At 31.3% G+C, this 19,735-nt stretch carries 16 protein-coding genes; 5 read left to right on the top strand and 11 right to left on the bottom strand.

The window, feature by feature from the left end:
* Nucleotides 1–92 precede the first annotated feature (92 nt).
* Nucleotides 93–845, top strand: a complete 753-nt coding sequence (locus Q0678_RS01565; protein ID WP_299053756.1) for a CDP-alcohol phosphatidyltransferase family protein — start codon at nucleotides 93–95, stop codon at nucleotides 843–845.
* Between the two features lie 72 nt (nucleotides 846–917).
* Here Q0678_RS01565 and Q0678_RS01560 read toward each other — a convergent pair whose 3' ends face one another.
* The 8 genes from Q0678_RS01560 to Q0678_RS01525 all read right to left on the bottom strand — a co-directional run bounded on the left by Q0678_RS01560 (nucleotide 918) and on the right by Q0678_RS01525 (nucleotide 12,256).
* The gene (locus Q0678_RS01560) at nucleotides 918–2,189 is read right to left on the bottom strand and encodes an adenylosuccinate synthase (protein WP_299052940.1); all 1,272 of its coding nucleotides are present in this window, start codon (nucleotides 2,187–2,189) and stop codon (nucleotides 918–920) included.
* Nucleotides 2,189–2,668, bottom strand: coding sequence for a Fur family transcriptional regulator (locus tag Q0678_RS01555; RefSeq protein ID WP_299052937.1), 480 nt, complete (start codon nucleotides 2,666–2,668; stop codon nucleotides 2,189–2,191). The genes Q0678_RS01560 and Q0678_RS01555 overlap by 1 nt, the downstream gene beginning before the upstream one ends.
* Nucleotides 2,669–2,740: 72 nt before the next feature.
* Nucleotides 2,741–4,960 carry a RelA/SpoT family protein gene (locus tag Q0678_RS01550; RefSeq protein ID WP_299052934.1) on the bottom strand — a complete coding sequence of 740 codons (2,220 nt, stop codon included), beginning with the start codon at nucleotides 4,958–4,960 and terminating at the stop codon, nucleotides 2,741–2,743.
* A gap of 119 nt (nucleotides 4,961–5,079) precedes the next feature.
* Nucleotides 5,080–5,826, bottom strand: a complete 747-nt coding sequence (gene ppgK, locus Q0678_RS01545) for a polyphosphate--glucose phosphotransferase (RefSeq protein ID WP_299052932.1) — start codon at nucleotides 5,824–5,826, stop codon at nucleotides 5,080–5,082.
* Nucleotides 5,827–5,910: 84 nt separating this feature from the next.
* Complete coding sequence (locus Q0678_RS01540) at nucleotides 5,911–6,702, bottom strand: RNA methyltransferase (protein WP_299052930.1); 792 nt, start codon at nucleotides 6,700–6,702, stop codon at nucleotides 5,911–5,913.
* A gap of 124 nt (nucleotides 6,703–6,826) precedes the next feature.
* Nucleotides 6,827–8,122 carry an amidohydrolase family protein gene (locus Q0678_RS01535; protein WP_299052928.1) on the bottom strand — a complete coding sequence of 432 codons (1,296 nt, stop codon included), beginning with the start codon at nucleotides 8,120–8,122 and terminating at the stop codon, nucleotides 6,827–6,829.
* Between the two features lie 5 nt (nucleotides 8,123–8,127).
* Nucleotides 8,128–11,088 (bottom strand): amidohydrolase family protein, encoded by a 2,961-nt coding sequence (locus Q0678_RS01530; protein WP_299052926.1) that lies wholly within the window; start codon nucleotides 11,086–11,088, stop codon nucleotides 8,128–8,130.
* Between the two features lie 91 nt (nucleotides 11,089–11,179).
* Entirely contained in the window at nucleotides 11,180–12,256 is a 1,077-nt protein-coding gene (locus tag Q0678_RS01525; protein ID WP_299052924.1) for a DUF3810 domain-containing protein, read from the bottom strand.
* Between the two features lie 139 nt (nucleotides 12,257–12,395).
* Here Q0678_RS01525 and dnaB point away from each other — a divergent pair, with 139 nt between their 5' ends.
* From dnaB to bshA, 3 genes are all read left to right on the top strand, one after another.
* The gene (gene dnaB, locus Q0678_RS01520) at nucleotides 12,396–13,904 is read left to right on the top strand and encodes a replicative DNA helicase (protein ID WP_299052921.1); all 1,509 of its coding nucleotides are present in this window, start codon (nucleotides 12,396–12,398) and stop codon (nucleotides 13,902–13,904) included.
* A gap of 221 nt (nucleotides 13,905–14,125) precedes the next feature.
* Nucleotides 14,126–14,971, top strand: coding sequence for a transketolase (locus tag Q0678_RS01515; RefSeq protein WP_299052918.1), 846 nt, complete (start codon nucleotides 14,126–14,128; stop codon nucleotides 14,969–14,971).
* 169 nt (nucleotides 14,972–15,140) lie between these two features.
* Nucleotides 15,141–16,262, top strand: coding sequence for an N-acetyl-alpha-D-glucosaminyl L-malate synthase BshA (bshA, locus tag Q0678_RS01510; RefSeq protein ID WP_299052917.1), 1,122 nt, complete (start codon nucleotides 15,141–15,143; stop codon nucleotides 16,260–16,262).
* A 106-nt stretch (nucleotides 16,263–16,368) separates the two neighbouring features.
* Here bshA and Q0678_RS01505 read toward each other — a convergent pair whose 3' ends face one another.
* Complete coding sequence (locus Q0678_RS01505) at nucleotides 16,369–17,004, bottom strand: DUF937 domain-containing protein (RefSeq protein ID WP_299052915.1); 636 nt, start codon at nucleotides 17,002–17,004, stop codon at nucleotides 16,369–16,371.
* Between the two features lie 119 nt (nucleotides 17,005–17,123).
* Here Q0678_RS01505 and Q0678_RS01500 point away from each other — a divergent pair, with 119 nt between their 5' ends.
* Nucleotides 17,124–18,452, top strand: a complete 1,329-nt coding sequence (locus tag Q0678_RS01500; protein ID WP_299052913.1) for a dicarboxylate/amino acid:cation symporter — start codon at nucleotides 17,124–17,126, stop codon at nucleotides 18,450–18,452.
* A gap of 130 nt (nucleotides 18,453–18,582) precedes the next feature.
* Here the strand turns inward: Q0678_RS01500 and Q0678_RS01495 are convergent, their stop codons facing one another.
* Nucleotides 18,583–19,248 (bottom strand): HAD family phosphatase, encoded by a 666-nt coding sequence (locus tag Q0678_RS01495; RefSeq protein ID WP_299052911.1) that lies wholly within the window; start codon nucleotides 19,246–19,248, stop codon nucleotides 18,583–18,585.
* 8 nt (nucleotides 19,249–19,256) lie between these two features.
* The gene (locus tag Q0678_RS01490; RefSeq protein ID WP_299052909.1) at nucleotides 19,257–19,673 is read right to left on the bottom strand and encodes a thiol-disulfide oxidoreductase DCC family protein; all 417 of its coding nucleotides are present in this window, start codon (nucleotides 19,671–19,673) and stop codon (nucleotides 19,257–19,259) included.
* Nucleotides 19,674–19,735 lie beyond the last annotated feature (62 nt).

Raw genomic sequence — 19,735 nt, 5'->3', positions numbered from 1 at the left:
AAGTAACGATTTTTTTTTTAATTGATAAAAAAAACAGTTTATTGAAAACTAGCAAAATAGGATTTCTTATTTTCGCTGTTCAATTAATAGATATGACACTAAAAAAACACATTCCGAATTTAATTACATTAGGAAATCTTTTATGCGGTACAATTGCTACAATATTTGCGGTTCAAAACAACTTTGTTGCTGCAGGATTATTTGTGCTTATTGGTATTTTGTTAGATTTTTTTGATGGTTTTGCAGCAAGACTTTTAAATGTTTCTGGTGAGCTAGGTAAACAATTAGATTCTTTGGCAGACATGGTAACTAGTGGGGTAGTACCAGGAATTATTATGTTTTATTTAATAGCAAACAACAGCAATTCTGGCTCTTTTGCAGAGAATACAGTAACAAACGACTGGTTTACTTTTAATAGTAGTTCTATTCAAATTATTGGTTTACTATTAACTTTAGGTGCTTGTTATAGACTGGCAAAATTTAATATAGACACAAGACAGACAGACTCTTTTATTGGCTTACCAACACCAGCGATGAGTTTATTTGTAATTTCTTTACCTCTAATTCAAGAGCATACCACAATTATAATGGTTCAAAATTTAATTTCAAATAATTATTTTTTAATTGGTATAACCTTTTTATTGACTTATTTGATGAACGCTGAAATCCCTTTATTTTCTCTAAAATTTAAAGACTATACTTTAAAAAATAACCTTGTTAAATACATATTTATTTTAGCTTCGTTTTTACTAGTATTTTTTTTAAAATATGTTTCTATACCATTAATTATTACCTTGTATGTAGTAATGTCTTTATTTTCAAACAAACCAACGGCAAATAAATAATTTTAAAATAGTTATATAAAAAACGCCTTTTAAAATTCTTAAAAGGCGTTTATTATTTGTTGTAAGTAGTATTTATCTAATTATTGTTTGTTTTCTGTCTGGTCCTACAGAAACAATTGATACAGGTACACCTGTTTCCTTTTCAATAAAAGCAACGTAATCTAATAAGTTTTTAGGCAGTTGTTCTGCTGATGTCATTTTTGTTAAATCTTCATCCCAACCTTTAAATTCAGTATAATTAACTGTTACATTTTCTGGTTCTATATTATAAGGAAGATGACTGATTTCTTCTCCTTTATAGTTGTAAGTAGTACAAACTTTTAAAGTATCAAAGCCTGATAAAACATCACCTTTCATCATCATTAACTGTGTAACCCCATTTACATCTACGGCATATTTTAGGGCAACTAAATCTAGCCAACCACATCTTCTTGGTCTTCCTGTTGTAGCTCCAAATTCATGACCAATTCTTGCCATGTCTTCACCATCTTTATCAAACAGCTCAGTAGGGAAGGGGCCAGAACCAACACGAGTTGTATAGGCTTTAAAAATACCAAAAACTTCGCCAATTCTATTTGGTGCAACACCCAAACCTGTACAAGCACCTGCCGCAGTAGTGTTAGATGATGTAACAAATGGATAAGTACCAAAATCGATGTCTAATAAAGAACCTTGAGCACCTTCTGCTAAAATTGTTTTTTTATCTTTTATAGCTTGATTCAAAAATTCTTCACTATCAATAAACTTAAGCGTTCTTAATTTATCAATTCCTCTACAAAATTCTGCTTCTAACTCTTTTAAATCATATTCAACTTGTACATCAAAAAATTCAAGCATTTTAATGTGCTTTGCAGTTAAAGCATCATACTTATCTTTCCAATTCTCTAATTCTAAATCTCCAACACGCATTCCATTTCTTCCGGTTTTATCCATGTACGTTGGACCAATTCCTTTTAATGTAGAGCCAATTTTTGCTTTACCTTTAGAGGTTTCAGAAGCGGCATCTAACAAACGGTGTGTTGGTAAAATTAAATGTGCTTTTCTAGAAATTAGTAATTTAGAAGTATAATCAATTTTATGTTTGTCTAAGTTTTCTAATTCTTTTTTAAAGATAACAGGGTCTATTACAACACCGTTACCAACAACATTTAAAGCTGTTTTATGAAAAATTCCGGAAGGTATTGTATGTAAAACATGTTTACGACCATCAAAAATTAAAGTATGACCTGCATTTGGCCCGCCCTGAAAACGTGCAATGATGTCATAATTTTTTGTAAGTACGTCTACAATTTTTCCTTTTCCTTCATCTCCCCATTGTAATCCTAATAATAAATCTACAGCCATTAGTTGTTATTTTCTGTTGTGTTGTTATTTTCTGTTGTGTTTTTTTTTGTTCCGTAAAAATATAGCGAATGGCTATGTATGTCGATATCAAAAATTTCTTCAATTGTTTTTTTGATAATTTGAATTCTAGGGTCGCAAAACTCTTTTACATCTCCAGAATCTGTAAATATTACATGATCGTGATTTTTATCAAAATAACTTTTTTCATATCGAGCCATCGATTGTCCATCAAATTGGTGTTTTCTAACCAATCCACAATCTAAAAGTAAGTCAATTGTATTGTAGAGTGTAGCCCTACTAACGCGGTAGTTTTTATTTTTCATTTTGATATAAAGAGATTCGATATCAAAATGTTCATCGGCTACATAAATTTCTTGAAGTATAGCGTAACGTTCGGGTGTTTTTCTATGCTTTTTTTCTTCTAAATAGCTAGTGAAAACTTTTTTTACTATTTCTTGATTTTCAAGAGAATTACTCATTTATAAATGATTTTACAAAAAAACAAATTTACAGTTATTTCTGAATTAAAAAATACTTTTATCAAATGATATTTACAAAGTATTAACACGTTCTACTTTTTTCATTCCTTCTATCTTAGAAAGGCTTTTAATCAATTTGTCTAACTGAGTACTGTTTTTAACACTTATAGATATTTTTCCATCAAAAACACCTTCGTTACCTGCAATGTTAATACTGTGAATAAAAACTCCCATATTGTTAGAAATTGTTTTTGTAACGTCATTTGCCATACCTTGGTTATCAACTCCAGAAATATGTATGATAACTTTAAAATCCTGTTTTGTAGAGTCTATCCATTTTGCTTGCATGATTCTGTAAGCATAATTAGATTGTAAAGAAATTGCATTCGGACAATTCGTTTTATGAACCTTAATTCCGTCATTTATAGTTAAAAAACCAAAAACTTTATCTCCTGGTATTGCATTACAGCACTTAGAAAATTTATAGTCTAATTTTTCTTCTTCTCTACCAAAAACTAAATCGTCATACTTAAAATTTACTTCTTCGGTGTCAATTACTTCTTTAACAGCCGTATTTTTTCTTAATTTTGTTTTAAAGAAATTTATCAACTTACTATTTCGTTGCGATACAAATGCCTTTAAATGTGTGTTGTCTATTGCGCCATTACCAATTCTAAAAAATAGATCGAAACTTGTTTTTAACTTAAAGTAATTAACCAATTCATTGGTTACTTTTTCATTAAAAGTAATTTTTAGATGACGCAATTTTCTTAATAAAATTGCTTTTCCTTCAATAGAAATAGCTTTTTCTTCTTCTTTTAATGCGGTTCTAATTTTTGCTTTAGCTCTTGCGGTTATTACAAAATCTAACCATCTAGAGTTAGGTTTATTATTGGTTGTAGTAATTACTTCTATCTGATCACCACTCTTAAGTTGATGACTTAAAGGCATTAACTTTCCGTTTACTTTAGCTCCTCTACATTTTAAACCAACATCTGTATGTATCGAAAAAGCAAAATCTAATGCTGTTGCATTTTTAGGTAAAGATTTTAAATCCCCTTTAGGTGTAAAAACATAAATTTCTTTAGAATATAGGTTTAATTTAAAATTCTCTACAAAATCTACAGCATTTAAAGATTGAGTTTCTAAGGTTTCTTTAAGCTTATTTAGCCAATCTTCTAGACCATTTTCATTACTGGCAACTTGTTTGTATTTAAAATGAGCTGCATACCCTTTTTCTGCTATTTCATTCATTCTATTAGAACGAATCTGAACTTCAACCCATTCAGAGCCAGGTCCTACAACTGTTATATGTAGGGCTTCATACCCTGTAGATTTTGGTTGAGAAATCCAATCTCTTAATCGAGAGGGATTGGGTTTAAAGTAATCGGTTACAATGGTATAAATTTTCCAAGCATCAAATTTATCATCATTCGATTTTGTATTGTAAATAATTCGAATGGCATATTTGTCATATACTTCATCAAAAGTTACATTCTGACGAATCATCTTTCTTCTAATAGAATAAATAGATTTAAATCGTCCTTTTATTTCGTAATCAAAATTTTCTTTATCTAAGCCTGCTTTTAAAGTTTCTTCGAAACTAGCTAGGTATTTATTTTGATCTTCTTTACTTTCTTTAATTTTACTTAAAATTCCGTAATATGCTTCTGGTTCTGTATATTTTAAACCTAAATCCTCTAAAGATGTTTTAATATTATACAACCCAAGTCTATGTGCTAAAGGAGCATAAATATAAAGGGTTTCAGAGGCTATTTTAACTTGTTTATATGCAGGCATGGCATCCATGGTCTGCATGTTATGAAGCCGATCTGCAATTTTTATCAAGATAACTCGAACATCATCATTTAATGTCAAAAGCATTTTTCTAAAATTTTCGGCTTGTATAGATGCGTCTTGTTCTTTATTTAGTCTTGAAATTTTGGTTAAACCATTGACAATTTTAGCAATCGTTTCACCAAATAAACGCTCCATATCTTCAATGGTGTAGGAGGTATCTTCTACAACATCATGTAAAAGTGCAGATGCAATAGAGACTGCATCTAAACCTATTTCATATGCTACTATTTTGGCAACAGCAATAGGATGATATATATATGGTTCTCCTGTTTTTCTTCGTTGATCTGCATGTGCATCTACAGCAATATCGAAGGCTTTTCTTATCAGTTCTTTATCTTCCTTTGATAAAATCTCATAGGTGCCTTTCAGTAAATCTTTGTATCGATTTGCTATTTCCTTGTTTTCTTCTTCTATTGTTGCTGTGTAATTCAAGTGAAATGTTTGTTAGTATATGATAAAGTGAAATTAACAATAAGAATGATAACTTACAAAGATTATCATTTAAAAATATTTATAGCTAAATGAAGGGTGTAATCTAATTTTAGATAAAATTACTTTTTAGAATTATTAGCAGCATGCATTGCAGCACCAATAATGCCTGCATTGTTTTTAAATTTAGCAACTTTTACTTTTACATCTGTGGTTAGGTGTTGTTTAAAATTATCGAATTTTTTACTAATACCACCACCTAACACAATTAAACTGGGTGTGTACACAACTCTAATATATTCTAAAAGATTGTCAAATCTTTTTGCCCATTCCGCCAATTTTAAACCTTCTTTTTTTCTTACAGAATCTGCAGTATAAAGCTCAATAATTTTACCGTTTGAATGTAGCATTTTACCTATTTCTAGATTCGGAATTAATTTACCATTATAAAATAAGCCAGAACCAATGCCTGTGCCAATTGTAATTACAATTACAACTCCTTTTTCTTTTTTTGCAGCTCCTAAACTAACTTCAGCCAAACCAGCTAAATCTGCATCATTGCTAATGTAAAAAGGTAAGTTGCATTCTTTTTTAAACAACTTGTCTACTTTTACATGTAGCCATTTTTCGCTTAAATTTCCTGAATGTATGCATTTACCATCTACAATTGTAGTAGGAAAACTACAACCCACAGCTTTTTTCCAATTAAAATGAGTAACCATTTCTTGTATTACTTTGGCAACAGCTTCTGGTGTAGCAGGTTTTGGTGTTTCTATTCTAAATCTATCAGACAATAAAGCTCCTGTCTTTGTATTTACAATGGCTCCTTTTATACCAGAACCACCAATATCTATTCCTAACATTTTCATTTTCTCTACGTTACTTTATATGAGGTGTTCGCATACAATTTACAATTTTTCGCGAAAATAATACGACTATTGTTTGGGTTTTGTTTAAAAACCGCGTTGTCTTTTTGCTTCAAACAAAACAATAGCTGCAGCAACAGATACATTCATAGAATCTATTTTGCCTTGCATTGGTATGTTTATATTTTGAGTTGCTTTTTCTCTAAAAATAGTAGTTAAACCTGTTGCTTCTGTACCAACTACAATAGCAGTTGCCTTGGTATAATCTTCTTTAAAATAGGGATTTGAGTTTTGCAAGGTAGTAGCAAACATAGCGATATTGTTTGCATGTAAAAAGGTTACAATTTCTTCTGATGTGCCAATGCCGATTTGATTGGTAAATACACATCCTACGCTAGATCTAATAATATTTGTATTGTAAACGTCTGTTTTTGGATTTGCAATAAATACCGCATCTGCATTTGCTGCGTCTGCAGTTCTTAAAAGTGCTCCAAGGTTTCCAGGTTTTTCAATGCCTTCTGCAACTAAAACTAATGGTTTTTTGTTGTTAAACACGATTTGATCTAGTGCAAAGTTTTTGGTTTTTGTAACTGCAATAATGCCTTCCGTAGAATCTCTATAAGCAACTTTTTGATAGACTTCTTTAGAAATTACAATACGATTTACGTTTTCGTTAAACAATGCTAAGAGTTCTTGTTCAGTAATTAAATCTGGGACAAAAAGTACAGTATCAAAAACATAATTTGCAGTTACTGCGAGTGATATTTCTCTTTTTCCTTCAATAATAAAAAGTCCTTTTTTTTTGCGTTCTCTTGCTTTTTCCTGCAGTTTTAAAAGGTCTTTAATGTAAGGGTTCTGCGTGCTTGTAATTTCTTTCATTAGCACAAATATACCTAATTGTTGGTGTTTTTTACTACTAACAACATGTATTAACTGTCTGTCTATTTCATTTAAAAAGTAAAGGCTCGCAAATAGCGAGCCTTTACTTTTATTTTCAATACATTTACTTAGACTTGTATTTATTAGAATAACGTTTCCATAATTTTGTTTGGTGCGTTTCTAAACTAATTTTTCTTCCTTGAATAAATGCATCTGTTAAAATGTTTCCTGTCATTTCTAATGCATCTCCTTCAGAAATAAATAGGGTAGCATCTTTACCAACTTCCAAAGAACCTGCAAAAGCATCTATACCAATTATTTTAGCTGCATTTAGGGTAATTAATTTTACAGCTTCTTCTTTTTCTAAACCGTGAGCGGCAAAAGTACCAGCGTAAAACGGAATATTTCTAGTATTCATACGCTCCATTTGCCCTTCCATACCAACACTTACCACAATACCGGCATCATTTAATGTTTTTGCAATTGTATAAGAAGCATCATAAGCATCATCTTCATTATCAGGATTTCTATGAGGTCTGTTTATTATAACAGAAACATTGTGCTTTTTTAATAGCTCTGTTACTTTATCTGCTTCTGCAGCTCTTACAATGGTAACTTTTTTAACTCCTAATTGTTTTGCAATGGTTACTGCATCTGTTATTTCTTTTAAACCATCTACATGTACATACAATCTTTTAGAACCATCAAACAAGCCAGCAGTAGCTTCGTATGGTAGATGTTTTTCTACATTGGTGTTTGATAGATACAATTTAGCATTTTCTAAATAACCTTTTATCTCTTGGATGTTTTCGGCATATTTTGTGTCTGGTTTCATTGCCGGATCTTCACCCAACCACCATCTACCACGCTTAAAACTTCCTGGCCAATTCATATGAATTCCGTCATCTGTTTTTATGGCTGCATCTTCCCAGTTCCAAGCATCTAATTGTACAACAGAAGAAGTACCTGAAATAATACCGCCTCTTGGAGTAATTTGTGCCATTAAAACACCATTCGGACGCATAGATTCTACTACCTTACTTTCTGCATTGTAGGCAATAATACTTCTAATATGCGGATTTACTGGACCAATTTCATCTTCATCATCACTTGCTTTTACGGCATCTATTTCTACCAAACCTAAAGTGGCATTGGTAGCAATAAATCCAGGATATACGTGTTTGTTTTTGGCATCAATAATGGTGCCTTGTCTTGCAATTTTATTCATTGCAGAGCCTACAAACGTAAGTTTCCCATCACTAAATATAATTAATGAGTTCTCTATTACTTTTCCGTTTCCTAAATGTGCTGTTGCACCTTCAATAGAAAATGGCATTGTTTGTGTATCTGCTGGTGTTTGCTGCGCTATACTATTTCCTACTAAGAAGAAAAATAGCAAACTATATAATGTTTTTTTCATGGTTATTAGTTTTTAAGTTCTTCTAAAGTATCACATTCAAAGTTTCTGTCTTCTCTTTTCATTGGTGGTTTTGTTTTTCCGCCATTCAATTTTTCATTCAACATCATTGTAATTAAAGTACTTTTTTCTTGTTGAATTGCAACACGTTTTTTCTGATCTTCTATTCTGTCAAAAAAAATACTACCTTCTACAATTGTTTTTTCAACTTTTGCATAAATAGACATCGGATGATGGCTCCACAACACTACATCAGCATCTTTACCTTCTTTTATACTACCAACCCTGTCGTCTATATGCAATAACTTTGCAGGGTTAATGGTTACTGTTTTCCAAGCTTCTAACTCAGACATACCTCCATATTTTATAGTTTTAGCTGCTTCTTGGTTTAATCTTCTAGACATTTCTCTATCATCAGAATTAATAGCAACAGTTACACCCGCATTGTGCATAATTGCAGCATTGTAAGGAATGGCATCATTTACTTCGTATTTGTATGCCCACCAATCAGAAAAAGTAGAACCTCCAACACCATGAGCCGCCATTTTATCTGCTACTTTATAGCCTTCTAAAATATGTGTAAACGTGTTTACTTTAAAGCCCATTTTATCTGCAACCTTCATTAACATATTAATTTCTGATTGAACATAAGAGTGACAAGAAATAAAACGTTCTCCGTTTAAAATTTCCGCCAAGGTTTCCATTTCGTCATCCTTTCTGTAGGGTTTGCCACTTTTTTTAACAGCATCATAGGCTTTGGCTCTTGTAAAATAATCTATAAACAATTGTTCTACACCCATTCTGGTTTGTGGAAAACGAGTACCATTCTCATATCTAGACTGTTTTACATTTTCTCCTAAAGCAAACTTTATAAATTTAGGCGAATTGTCATAAATCATATTTTCTGCATTTTCTCCCCATTTTAGTTTGATAATTGCAGAACGTCCACCAATTGGGTTTGCAGAACCATGTAATATTTGTGATGTAGTAGTACCACCAGAAAGATTTCTATAAATATTAATATCGTTCGGATCTATTACATCTTCTATGGTTACTTCTGCTGTAGAGTTTTGAGCCCATTCATTTACTGCAGATGTTGCAATGTGTGAATGTTCGTCTACAATACCAGCAGTTAAATGTTTGCCTGTTCCGTCAATTTCGGTAGCATTTCTTGATTTTAAATTTTTACCGATGGCTGCTATCTTTCCATCTTTTAAAAGTACATCTGTGTTTTTTAATATACCTGCGTCTTCACTAGTCCAAACAGTTGTGTTTTTTATTAAAATCGTTTCAGTTTCTGGTACCTTTATATTTCCAAAACCAAGGTTTGGATAACTAACCGGAAGTACAACAACTGGAGTTTGTTTGGTTTCTTTTTGTTTTTTCTTTTCAGAATCTTTAGCTACTTTTTTACTTGCAGACCAAGAAGTTTCATTTCCTTTTGTATCATAGGCTATTCCTTCTAAAACAGAAGCATTGTTAATAGTTTGCCCCATTAACCTTGTGTAGCCACTATCTTCGTTTAAAGTAATCGCAATCCAATCATCTTTAAAAGAAAATTTAGACTTAATTTTTTGATCTCCTAATTGAATGGCTGCAGTTTGTTTAGCTCCTTTTCCTGAAACAGACATTGAATAATTTTGGCCATTTACAGAAAGCATGTACTCACCTGTAATGTCTTTTATAGACATGCTGTTTACTACATTTTTACCGCCTTGCACCCAATTTTCATATAAGGTTGTTTCGGCATCAAAAACATCGCCAGAAGTAATGATAAAATTGGCATAACTACCTTCAGTTAAATTACCAACTAGGTTGTTACCAATGATGCTTGCAGGTATTGTTGTAAGAGCTTCTAGCGCTTTTTCTTTATCAAAACCATATTTTATGGCCTTCTGTAGGTTTGTATGAAATGTTTTTACAGATTTTAAACCATTTGTGGTAATTGCAAAGTTTACATTGTTTTCTGCTAATACTTTTAAATTTGATGGTTCTTGATTCCATTTACGCATATCTCTTAGAGATATTTGTTGCGCCAAAAGCGGATTAGAAACATCGTATGCATTGCTAAAATTAATCGGAATTATAAAATTTGCATTTGTGTTTTTAACATCAGTAATTCTTTCATATTCTTCTCCAGATCCAACAATGGTGTATTGAATTCCAAATTCATCTCCTACCTTATCTGCTCTAAATGCATCTAAAAGGTTATCAGTTTTAAAAATTTGAACTAAGTTTTTGTTCTTATTTAAAGCTTCTAATGCTAAATCTTTATTCTGCATATTTCCGTCTGCATACCAAGAAGCATCATTATAGGTTTGTCTTAACAATGCCATAGCACCCATTTTAGAACCAGGATAAGCTTGACTAGAAGCAGCACTTTTAGAGAACGATAAATATTGTGCTGACTTGGTATCTAAAATTCTGTATGCATCAGAAGAATTAGGGTTTAAAGCAACCAATATTCCGTTTCCTCTAACAATACCGTCTTCCATGTGCGTATTTACTACACCAAAACCAGCAGCAATTAATTCTTTTGCTTTTTTACCATCAAAAGAAAAATCTTTTAAAGGATTTACGTCTGGTCTAATATGATCGTTCCAATAATAGCCTTCTCTAGAAGGTTCGTATTGTGTTGATCTAGAGTTGCTACTTGCTCTTTTAGGTTTATTGATTCCGAAATTAGAATACACATCTATAAAAGAAGGGTAGATTGTTTTACCCTCTAAATCAATGATTTTTGCATTTTTTGGAATTTTTACAGATTTTCCAATAGCCAATACTTTGCCATTTTCTATTAGTAAAGTCCCATTTTTAATTACTTTTTTTGGGGTTTCATAAATGATAGCATTTGTAAATGCCGTTAAGGTGTTTTCTGTTGTTTTTACTCCTGCATCCGTAGGGAAATAGTCTTGCGCATAAGAAAAGGTTAGCGACAAGAAAAAGAGTAGGAAAAATAGTTTTTTCATGTAGTTTGGGTTATTTGAATTGTTGCTAAATTTATAGATACCATTTTTGTTAGTTGTTAAAAAACAAAAAATTAACAATTTTTTAAGGAAACTAGTTCAGCTCTAAAGTATCAAAATAAGTGATTAATAGATCTACTACATAATTATAAGAAGCAATGCCTTTGGCTTGTTTATTGGCTTTCAAATACGCATTATATCCTTTTTTCACAATGGGTTCAAAAGGATTTTTATACGTTTCCCAAAACAAATAACTCGAGTTAAAATCTTTTAAAACACCTTTGTTTACAGATAGCCAAAGTTCTTTAGATAGCTGTGAGTCTCTTTTTCTAAGTTCAGAAATACAGTAACTAAAAGCCATTCTGTAACTTGCATATTTAAAATACAGATCCTCATTACAGGTTGCTGCTAAAAAACCTACAAAATTGGCTTCATTTTCTGCCGCATACCCAATCTGATGTGCCATTTCATGACAAACCGTTGTTGGATATCCTGTTTTCGGAATTTTATCATTTACCTGAGCTTCTCCGGTTAACGGATTCATATAACCTCCGGTACTATTATAGGTTTGCAACAAACTCATTAAAGAGCTTTTTACAGATGCATATCGGTATTTTAACTGCGGATACTCTTTCTCTAAATTTTGATAACCTACAACAGCCATATCATACATTTCTTTTTGTTGATAAGGATTTTTTACTTGTAGAGTATCGTTTTTTGTGATTTCAAGTTGATAAAAATTAAGTTTTTCTATAATATGTTCTGTAACATTTTGAAGTTGTACTGTAGTATATTTTTTTTGTTGATAATTTAAGTTTTCAGCCAATGGTTTTCGATAATAATTCAATCCCCAAAAAAGATAGAAACAAAAATAAAGTACTGATACGATTGCCGTAAAATGAATTACTTTTGGAATAAAGTTTTTAAAACGAGACGTTATCAATCTAACTAAAAAGCGTAGAAACATAAATAGGAGGAAACCCAATAAAAGATCTCCAATTGAAAAAGGGAGCCAACCAAAAATAATTCTTAAAAATTTAGAAATAAAAGGGTAGATTCCATTTGCATAATACTGTTCTACAAAACTAGGATTTTTTGCAGATAATTGTACCAAAAAAATCTGAATTGGTAGAGAAATACAAAGAAAAAGATGGTTTTTGTTTAACTTCATTTATTGTAAAAATACTATTATTTTTTACAAGTTGACTGGTTGTTAACAAGATAATAACAATTTAGTTTACAAAAAATGTGTACAAATAAAAATTAGAAATTTAAAAATACAATCAACCTAAAAAAGTACATTTGTAGTCATGGAAAAAACGAATGCAATAGCAGGTAAAAAAAAAGATAAAGCAAGAATTATTAGCCTCGAAAAAGGTAAAATTCCGCCACAAGCAGTAGAATTAGAAGAAGCTGTTTTGGGTGCAATGATGATTGATAAAAAAGGAATTGATGATGTAATTGATGTTTTAAGTTCTGATGCTTTTTATGATCAAAAACACCAAGAAATATATGCAGCAATTTATCAGTTGTTTCAAAATTCTGAACCTATCGATTTATTAACAGTATCTAACTTGTTAAAAAAGAACGGGAAATTAGATTTTGTTGGTGGTGATTTCTCATTGATAAGACTTACACAAAAAGTAGCCTCTTCTGCACATATCGAGTTCCATGCTCGTATTATTTTACAAAAATATATTCAACGTAAATTAATTTCTATTTCTAGTGAAATAATTGAAAATGCCTACGATGAAGGTACAGATGTATTTGATTTGTTAGATGACGCAGAAGCAAAATTATTTGAAGTTACCCAAGGCAATTTAAAAAAGAGTTCAGAACCTGCAGGATCTCTTGTTAAACAAGCTTTAAAGAAGATTCAAGAAATTGGGAATCAAGAAGGAATGTCTGGTTTGGCAACAGGTTTTACAAAATTAGATGCTTTAACCTCTGGTTGGCAACCTTCTGATTTGGTAATTATTGCTGCAAGACCAGGTATGGGAAAAACAGCTTTTGTAATTTCTATGGCAAAAAACATGGCTATTGATTTTAATCATGGTGTTGCGGTATTTTCTCTAGAGATGTCTTCTGTGCAGTTAATAACGCGTATGATTTCTTCTGAAACAGGGCTAACATCAGAAAAATTAAGAAAAGGAAACCTAGAGCCTCATGAGTGGGAACAACTAAACGTAAAGGTTAAAAAACTATCTGACGCACCTATTTTTATAGATGATACCCCTTCTCTTTCTGTATTTGATTTACGTGCAAAAGCAAGAAGATTAGTATCGCAACATAATGTAAAAATTATTGTAATAGATTATTTACAATTAATGACAGCTGGTGGTAAAGCAGGAGGGAACCGTGAACAAGAAATCTCTATGATTTCTAGAAATTTAAAAGCATTAGCAAAAGAATTAGAAGTACCCGTTATTGCACTATCTCAACTATCTCGTGCCGTTGAAACCCGTGGTGGTTCTAAAAGACCATTGTTATCAGATTTACGTGAATCTGGAGCCATAGAGCAAGATGCAGATATTGTAAGCTTTATTTTTAGACCAGAATACTACGGAATGACAGAATGGGATGATGATGAACACACCCCTTGTGAAGGACAAGGTGAGTTTATTGTAGCAAAACACAGAAATGGTGGTTTAGACAATATTCGTTTGAAATTTACTGGACATCTTGCTAAATTTTCTGATTTAGAAGAAGGTTTTAGTAGCGAGTTTCAGTCTTCTATGAACAATCCTTTTGATGATGACACTACTATTAATCAGAGAATTGAACCTAAAGATGCTTTTGGTGACGATGTTCCCTTTTAAAGATTAAATGATTAACACAATTATATTACAAGACAGTTGCTAAATAGTAACTGTCTTTTTTTTGATAACTATTTTAAGGTCATCCTATTTTGACCAATTTTTAATAAAAGTATTTATGGATTTATAAATTATAACTGTTTATAATTATCAAATAAAAAATTATTAAAACCACTACTAATTCATTCTCTTTTGTATTTTTGTTTTTATAAACAAATAACAAAATGCCAACAACACAACAGTTACAAGATTTTACCCAACAGGTTCGTAGAGATATTTTAAGAATGGTACACAAAGTTAATTCTGGGCATCCGGGAGGTTCTTTAGGTTGTGCAGAATTTATTACTTGTTTGTATCAAGAAGTAATGGATTATAGTACAGATTTTACGATGGATGGTAATAATGAAGATCTATTCTTTTTATCAAACGGACATATTTCTCCTGTTTTTTACAGTGTTTTGGCACATTCTGGATTTTTTCCAGTAGAAGAATTAAGCACTTTTAGATTGTTAAATTCTAGATTGCAAGGCCACCCAACTACGCACGAAGGTTTGCCTGGTATTAGAATGGCTTCTGGTTCTTTAGGGCAAGGAATGTCTGTTGCTTTAGGTGCTGCACAAGCAAAAAAACTGAATGGAGATTCTAAAATAGTATATACTTTACACGGAGATGGAGAATTGCAAGAAGGACAAAACTGGGAGGCAATTATGTATGCATCTGCAAAAAAAGTAGACAACCTTATTTGTACAATTGATGTTAATGAAAAGCAGATTGACGGAACAACTGACGAAGTTCTTGCAATGGGAAGTTTAAAAGCGAAGTTTGAAGCTTTTGACTGGGAAGTATTACAAGTAAAAAAAGGAAATGATATCGAATCTATTCTTGCTGGTTTGGCAGCAGCAAAATCATTAACAGGAAAAGGAAAGCCTGTTTGTATTTTATTGTATACAGAAATGGGGAATGGTGTAGATTTTATGATGCATACGCATGCTTGGCACGGAAAAGCACCTAATGATGCACAATTAGAAAGTGCTTTAGAGCAAAACCCTGTAACTTTAGGTGATTATTAATACTAAACTTGTTTTTAGTATTTTTTAAAGATAAATTTTAAACCTGTACACAACGTGCAGGTTTTTTATTTCTAATAGATTTAAGAGGTTGCTTTTTTATAGTTTTATTTAGAATTAAACCATAAGAATAGTTCTACCTTTACATATTGTTTAAATTTTATATAATTTCATGAAAATAGGTATTGTATGTTATCCAACTTTTGGAGGAAGTGGAGTAGTAGCTACAGAATTAGGAATGGCTTTGGCAGATAAAGGGCATGAGGTGCACTTTATCACCTATAATCAGCCTGTTCGATTAGATTTTTTATCACACAATTTACATTTTCATCAAGTAGTTATAGAAGAATATCCATTGTTTGAATACCAACCGTACGAATTGGCTCTGTCTAGTAAAATGGTTGAAGTTGTAAGAAAGCATGAATTAGAAGTACTGCATGTACATTATGCAATACCACATGCTTACGCAGCATATATGGCAAAGCAAATGTTAAAAGAAAAGGGCTTAGATGTAAAAGTGGTTACAACTTTGCATGGTACAGATATTACTTTGGTAGGCAGTCATCCAACCTATAAAACAGCGGTAGAATTTAGCATCAACAATTCTGATGTTGTTACAGCAGTGTCTAACAACCTAAAGGAAACTACAAATACACTCTTTAATATATCTAAAAAAATAGAGGTTATTTACAATTTTATTGATACAGATAAGTATGAGGTGTTGCATAACGAAGAGTGTAAAAGAATTGCTCTTGCCAAGCCTCACGAACGTATTTTAACACATGTAAGTAACTTTAGACCTGTAAAAAGAGTAGAAGATGTTGTACGTATTTTTAGCGAAGTACATAAAGAAATACCCTCTAAGTTATTATTAATTGGTGAAGGACCGGAAAGAGTAAAAGCAGAAAAATTAGTAAAAGAATTAAAAATTTCTAAAGATGTTTTTTTCTTAGGAAATAGTACAGAAGTGGCAAAAATTTTATGTTATTCTGATGTGTTTTTGTTACCATCGCAAACAGAAAGTTTTGGATTGGCAGCTTTAGAAGCCATGGCTGCTAGTACACCTGTAATTTCTACAAATACAGGAGGTTTACCAGAAGTAAATACCCAAGGAAAAACAGGGTATTTAAGTGACTTGGGTGATGTAAACGATATGGCTAAAAATGCTATTTCTATTTTAAAAGACGATGCTACTTTAAAACGTTTTAAAAGCAATGCAAAAAAACATACAAAGCAATTTTCTTTAGAAAGTATTTTACCTGTTTATGAAGGTATCTACAAGTCGATTGTTTAAATACAATTGCTTAATTAGTTAAAATTAAATACAATAAAAAGCTCAAACAGACATCTGTTTGAGCTTTTTACCCTATAAGTAAAATGTAATTTTTTACAAATACTTTTTATTTCCCAAAAAGGCCACCTAATAAACTACCAAGACCACCTTTCTTTTTATCACCACCTAATAACATTCCTGCAACATCGTCAATCATACTTCCGTCACCATCTGCATCTAATATTTTTTCAAGAAAACTTTGGTCAGTAGTACTATCTCCAGCACCTAACATTCCGCCTAAAAGACTACCTAAACCATTAGAATCACTAACATTTTGTTGGTTCTTTTGTTTACCTAACATTCCCATTACTAAAGGTGCGGCAACTTTTAAAATATTTGCAACAGCGCCCGCATCTAATCCAGATTTTTGTCCAATTACTTGTTCAACACCTTGTTGCTTTGTTCCTAAAACATGTTTTAAAATTCCTGCGCCATCTTGTTTTGCAGATTCATCAACACCACCGCCAAAAAAACCACCAAGGTTGTCTAAAATACTACCATCATGTTTGCCAGACAAAGCACTCATTAATCCTGCAGCACCTTCTGGAGTAGCAGCATTACGCTCCATAGCTTTCATTAATACTGGCAAAGCCATTGTTAATGCACTTCCTGTTTTATTGCTGTCATTACCTGTAGCACCTGCAACACCTGATACAATTTGTTTCCCTAAATCACTGTTTAATAAATCTAAAATACCCCCCATTTTTGTTTTTTTAATAATTTATGTTATTGTTTTATACAAATTTGACACATTTTATGCATTAAGTCACTCAAAGTTTTAATTATTTTTTATCTTTCAGCATTAAATAAACTCATATATTAATGAAAAAATTAGCACTACACTGGAAAATTTTAATTGGAATGACATTAGGAATCCTATTTGGTTTTATAATGAATTCTATAGATGGCGGTAAAGGTTTTGTAACAGATTGGATAAAACCTTTTGGAACCATTTTTATCAATTTATTAAAATTAATTGCGGTACCACTTATTTTAGCTTCTTTAATTAAAGGAATTTCTGATTTAAAAGATATTTCTAAAATTAAGAAAATGGGGTTTAAAACCATTTCAATATATATAGGTACTACTTTAGTTGCTATTATTATCGGTTTGGGTATTGTTAATATAGTAAAGCCAGGAGAAGGAATGGCATTAGATACCATCGAAAAAATTAAAGCCAAGTACGAAACTTCTGCAGATGTTACAGATAAGTTAACCAAAGCAACTGCACAAAATGATGCAGGTCCTTTACAAGCATTGGTAGATATTTTTCCGAGTAATATTTTTCAGTCGTTTGTAGATGCTAGCATGCTTCAAATTATATTTTTCGCCATGTTTGTCGGTATTTCTTTGTTATTAATTCCAGAGAAAAAAGCAAAACCTTTAATGGACTTTTTTGATTCTTTAAATGAAATGGTGATGAAAATGGTAGACCTTATCATGCTTTTTGCACCTTATGCCGTTTTTGCCTTATTAGCAAACGTTATTATTGCTTTTGATGATACAGAAATCCTCTTAAAACTCTTACAATATGCATTGTGTGTAGTTGGTGGTTTGCTATTAATGATTGGTTTTTATTTGCTATTAATTAGTGTAATTACTAAAAAATCTCCGTTATGGTTTCTAAAACAAATAAGTCCTGCACAATTATTGGCTTTTTCTACTAGTTCTAGTGCAGCAACTCTACCAGTTACTATGGAAAGGGTAGAAGAGCATTTAGGTGTAGATAAAGAAGTTTCTGGTTTTGTATTGCCTGTTGGAGCAACCATTAATATGGATGGTACAAGTTTATACCAAGGTATTGCAGCTGTTTTTATCATGCAGGTTATTTGGCCAGAGGGATTAACTTTTAGCAATCAAATGGTAATTGTTTTTACTGCCTTGTTGGCATCTATTGGTTCTGCAGCTGTGCCAAGTGCGGGTATGGTAATGTTGGTAATTGTGTTAGAATCTATTGGTTTTCCGGCAGAGTTATTGCCTATTGGTTTGGCACTTATATTTGCAGTAGACAGACCGTTAGACATGTGTAGAACTACTGTAAATGTTACAGGTGACGCTACTGTTTCTATGTTAGTTGCTAAATCTTTAGGTAAGTTAAAAGACAAACCAAATACCAAAGAATGGGATGATAATTACGATAAAGTAAAGTAGTTTTACTTTAATCATTTTATAATATAATTCAGTAAATACTTTATTCTTAAACTATTTTAGTTTAGAGTAAAGTATTTATTTTTTAGCTATTTTTAATTGTATGATAAATAAAAAATGGATTCTTAGAAGTTTAACTTACAAACTTCTTTAAGCGCTTAAAGTTATTAATTATAAAGTCTGCATTTTCTAAAGTTTGTCCTTCAGACAAAGGATTTTTATATCCAAACACAAAAATACCTGCATCATTAGCGGCCATAATGCCATTGTCTGAATCTTCGATAACAACACAGTTTTCTTTAGGAATATTGGCTAAAATAGCTGCTTTTTCAAAAATTTCTGGATGAGGTTTAGAAGCAGTTAAGTCTGCACCACTAATTTTAGCGGTAAAATAGTTGTTTAAATTGAACCGGTTAAAAACTCGATCAATATTAATCATTGCAGAAGATGAAGCTAAAATTAATGTTATTTGTTTTTCGTAGAAATATTTAATAATGTCTTCAACACCGGCAACCAATTTTAAATTCGGGTCATTTTCAAAGAAATTTACATAGCGTTTTCTTTTATCTAAAACTAAATCTTCGGGATTTAAATTTAAATCAAAATGTTTTACTAGTTTCTGAAAAGCATTAATTGTAGAAGATCCTGTTAGGGTTTTATATAAATCTTCAGAAACATTTAAACCTAAAGAAACAAAAGTTTCATAATAAGCTTTTTTATGTATTTCTTCTGAATCTATAATTACACCATCCATGTCAAAAATGACACATTTAATTTTATATTCTAATTGCTTTTTCATGTAAAATTTTATTCTAAAAATCGCTCTTTTAAATCACTTGACGGTCGCATACAAGTATCTTTTTGTCCAAACCATTGGTATCTATTACTGGCTATATAATCATAAATAGCATCTCTAAAACTTTCAGGAAACAACCAAAAAACTTTGGTAATCGTCCAAAATCCGCCAAAACTACTCATCACTTTTATGGCTGCAGTAGATTTTATATCATAAGAAACACCAGGTTCATATAAAATTACAGAATCTGTTAAAGCAGGATCTATATTTAAATAACGAATTAAATTTTGACCAACTTCTGATTGATTGGAAACAAACATAAAATGATGTTTAACATCCAATTTTATAATTTTTTCTACTGTAGAATTGCATAAATTACAAATACCATCAAAAATAATAACTTTTTTATGTTTAGGGATTTCAATCATTTAAAACAATTAATATTTGGTAGAAAAAACAAAGATACTTTATATAACCATTAAATAACAGA

It is taken from the genome of uncultured Polaribacter sp., assembly GCF_947497125.1.
Taxonomy (GTDB): domain Bacteria; phylum Bacteroidota; class Bacteroidia; order Flavobacteriales; family Flavobacteriaceae; genus Polaribacter.
This window is presented reverse-complemented; position numbering and strand designations above follow the sequence as displayed.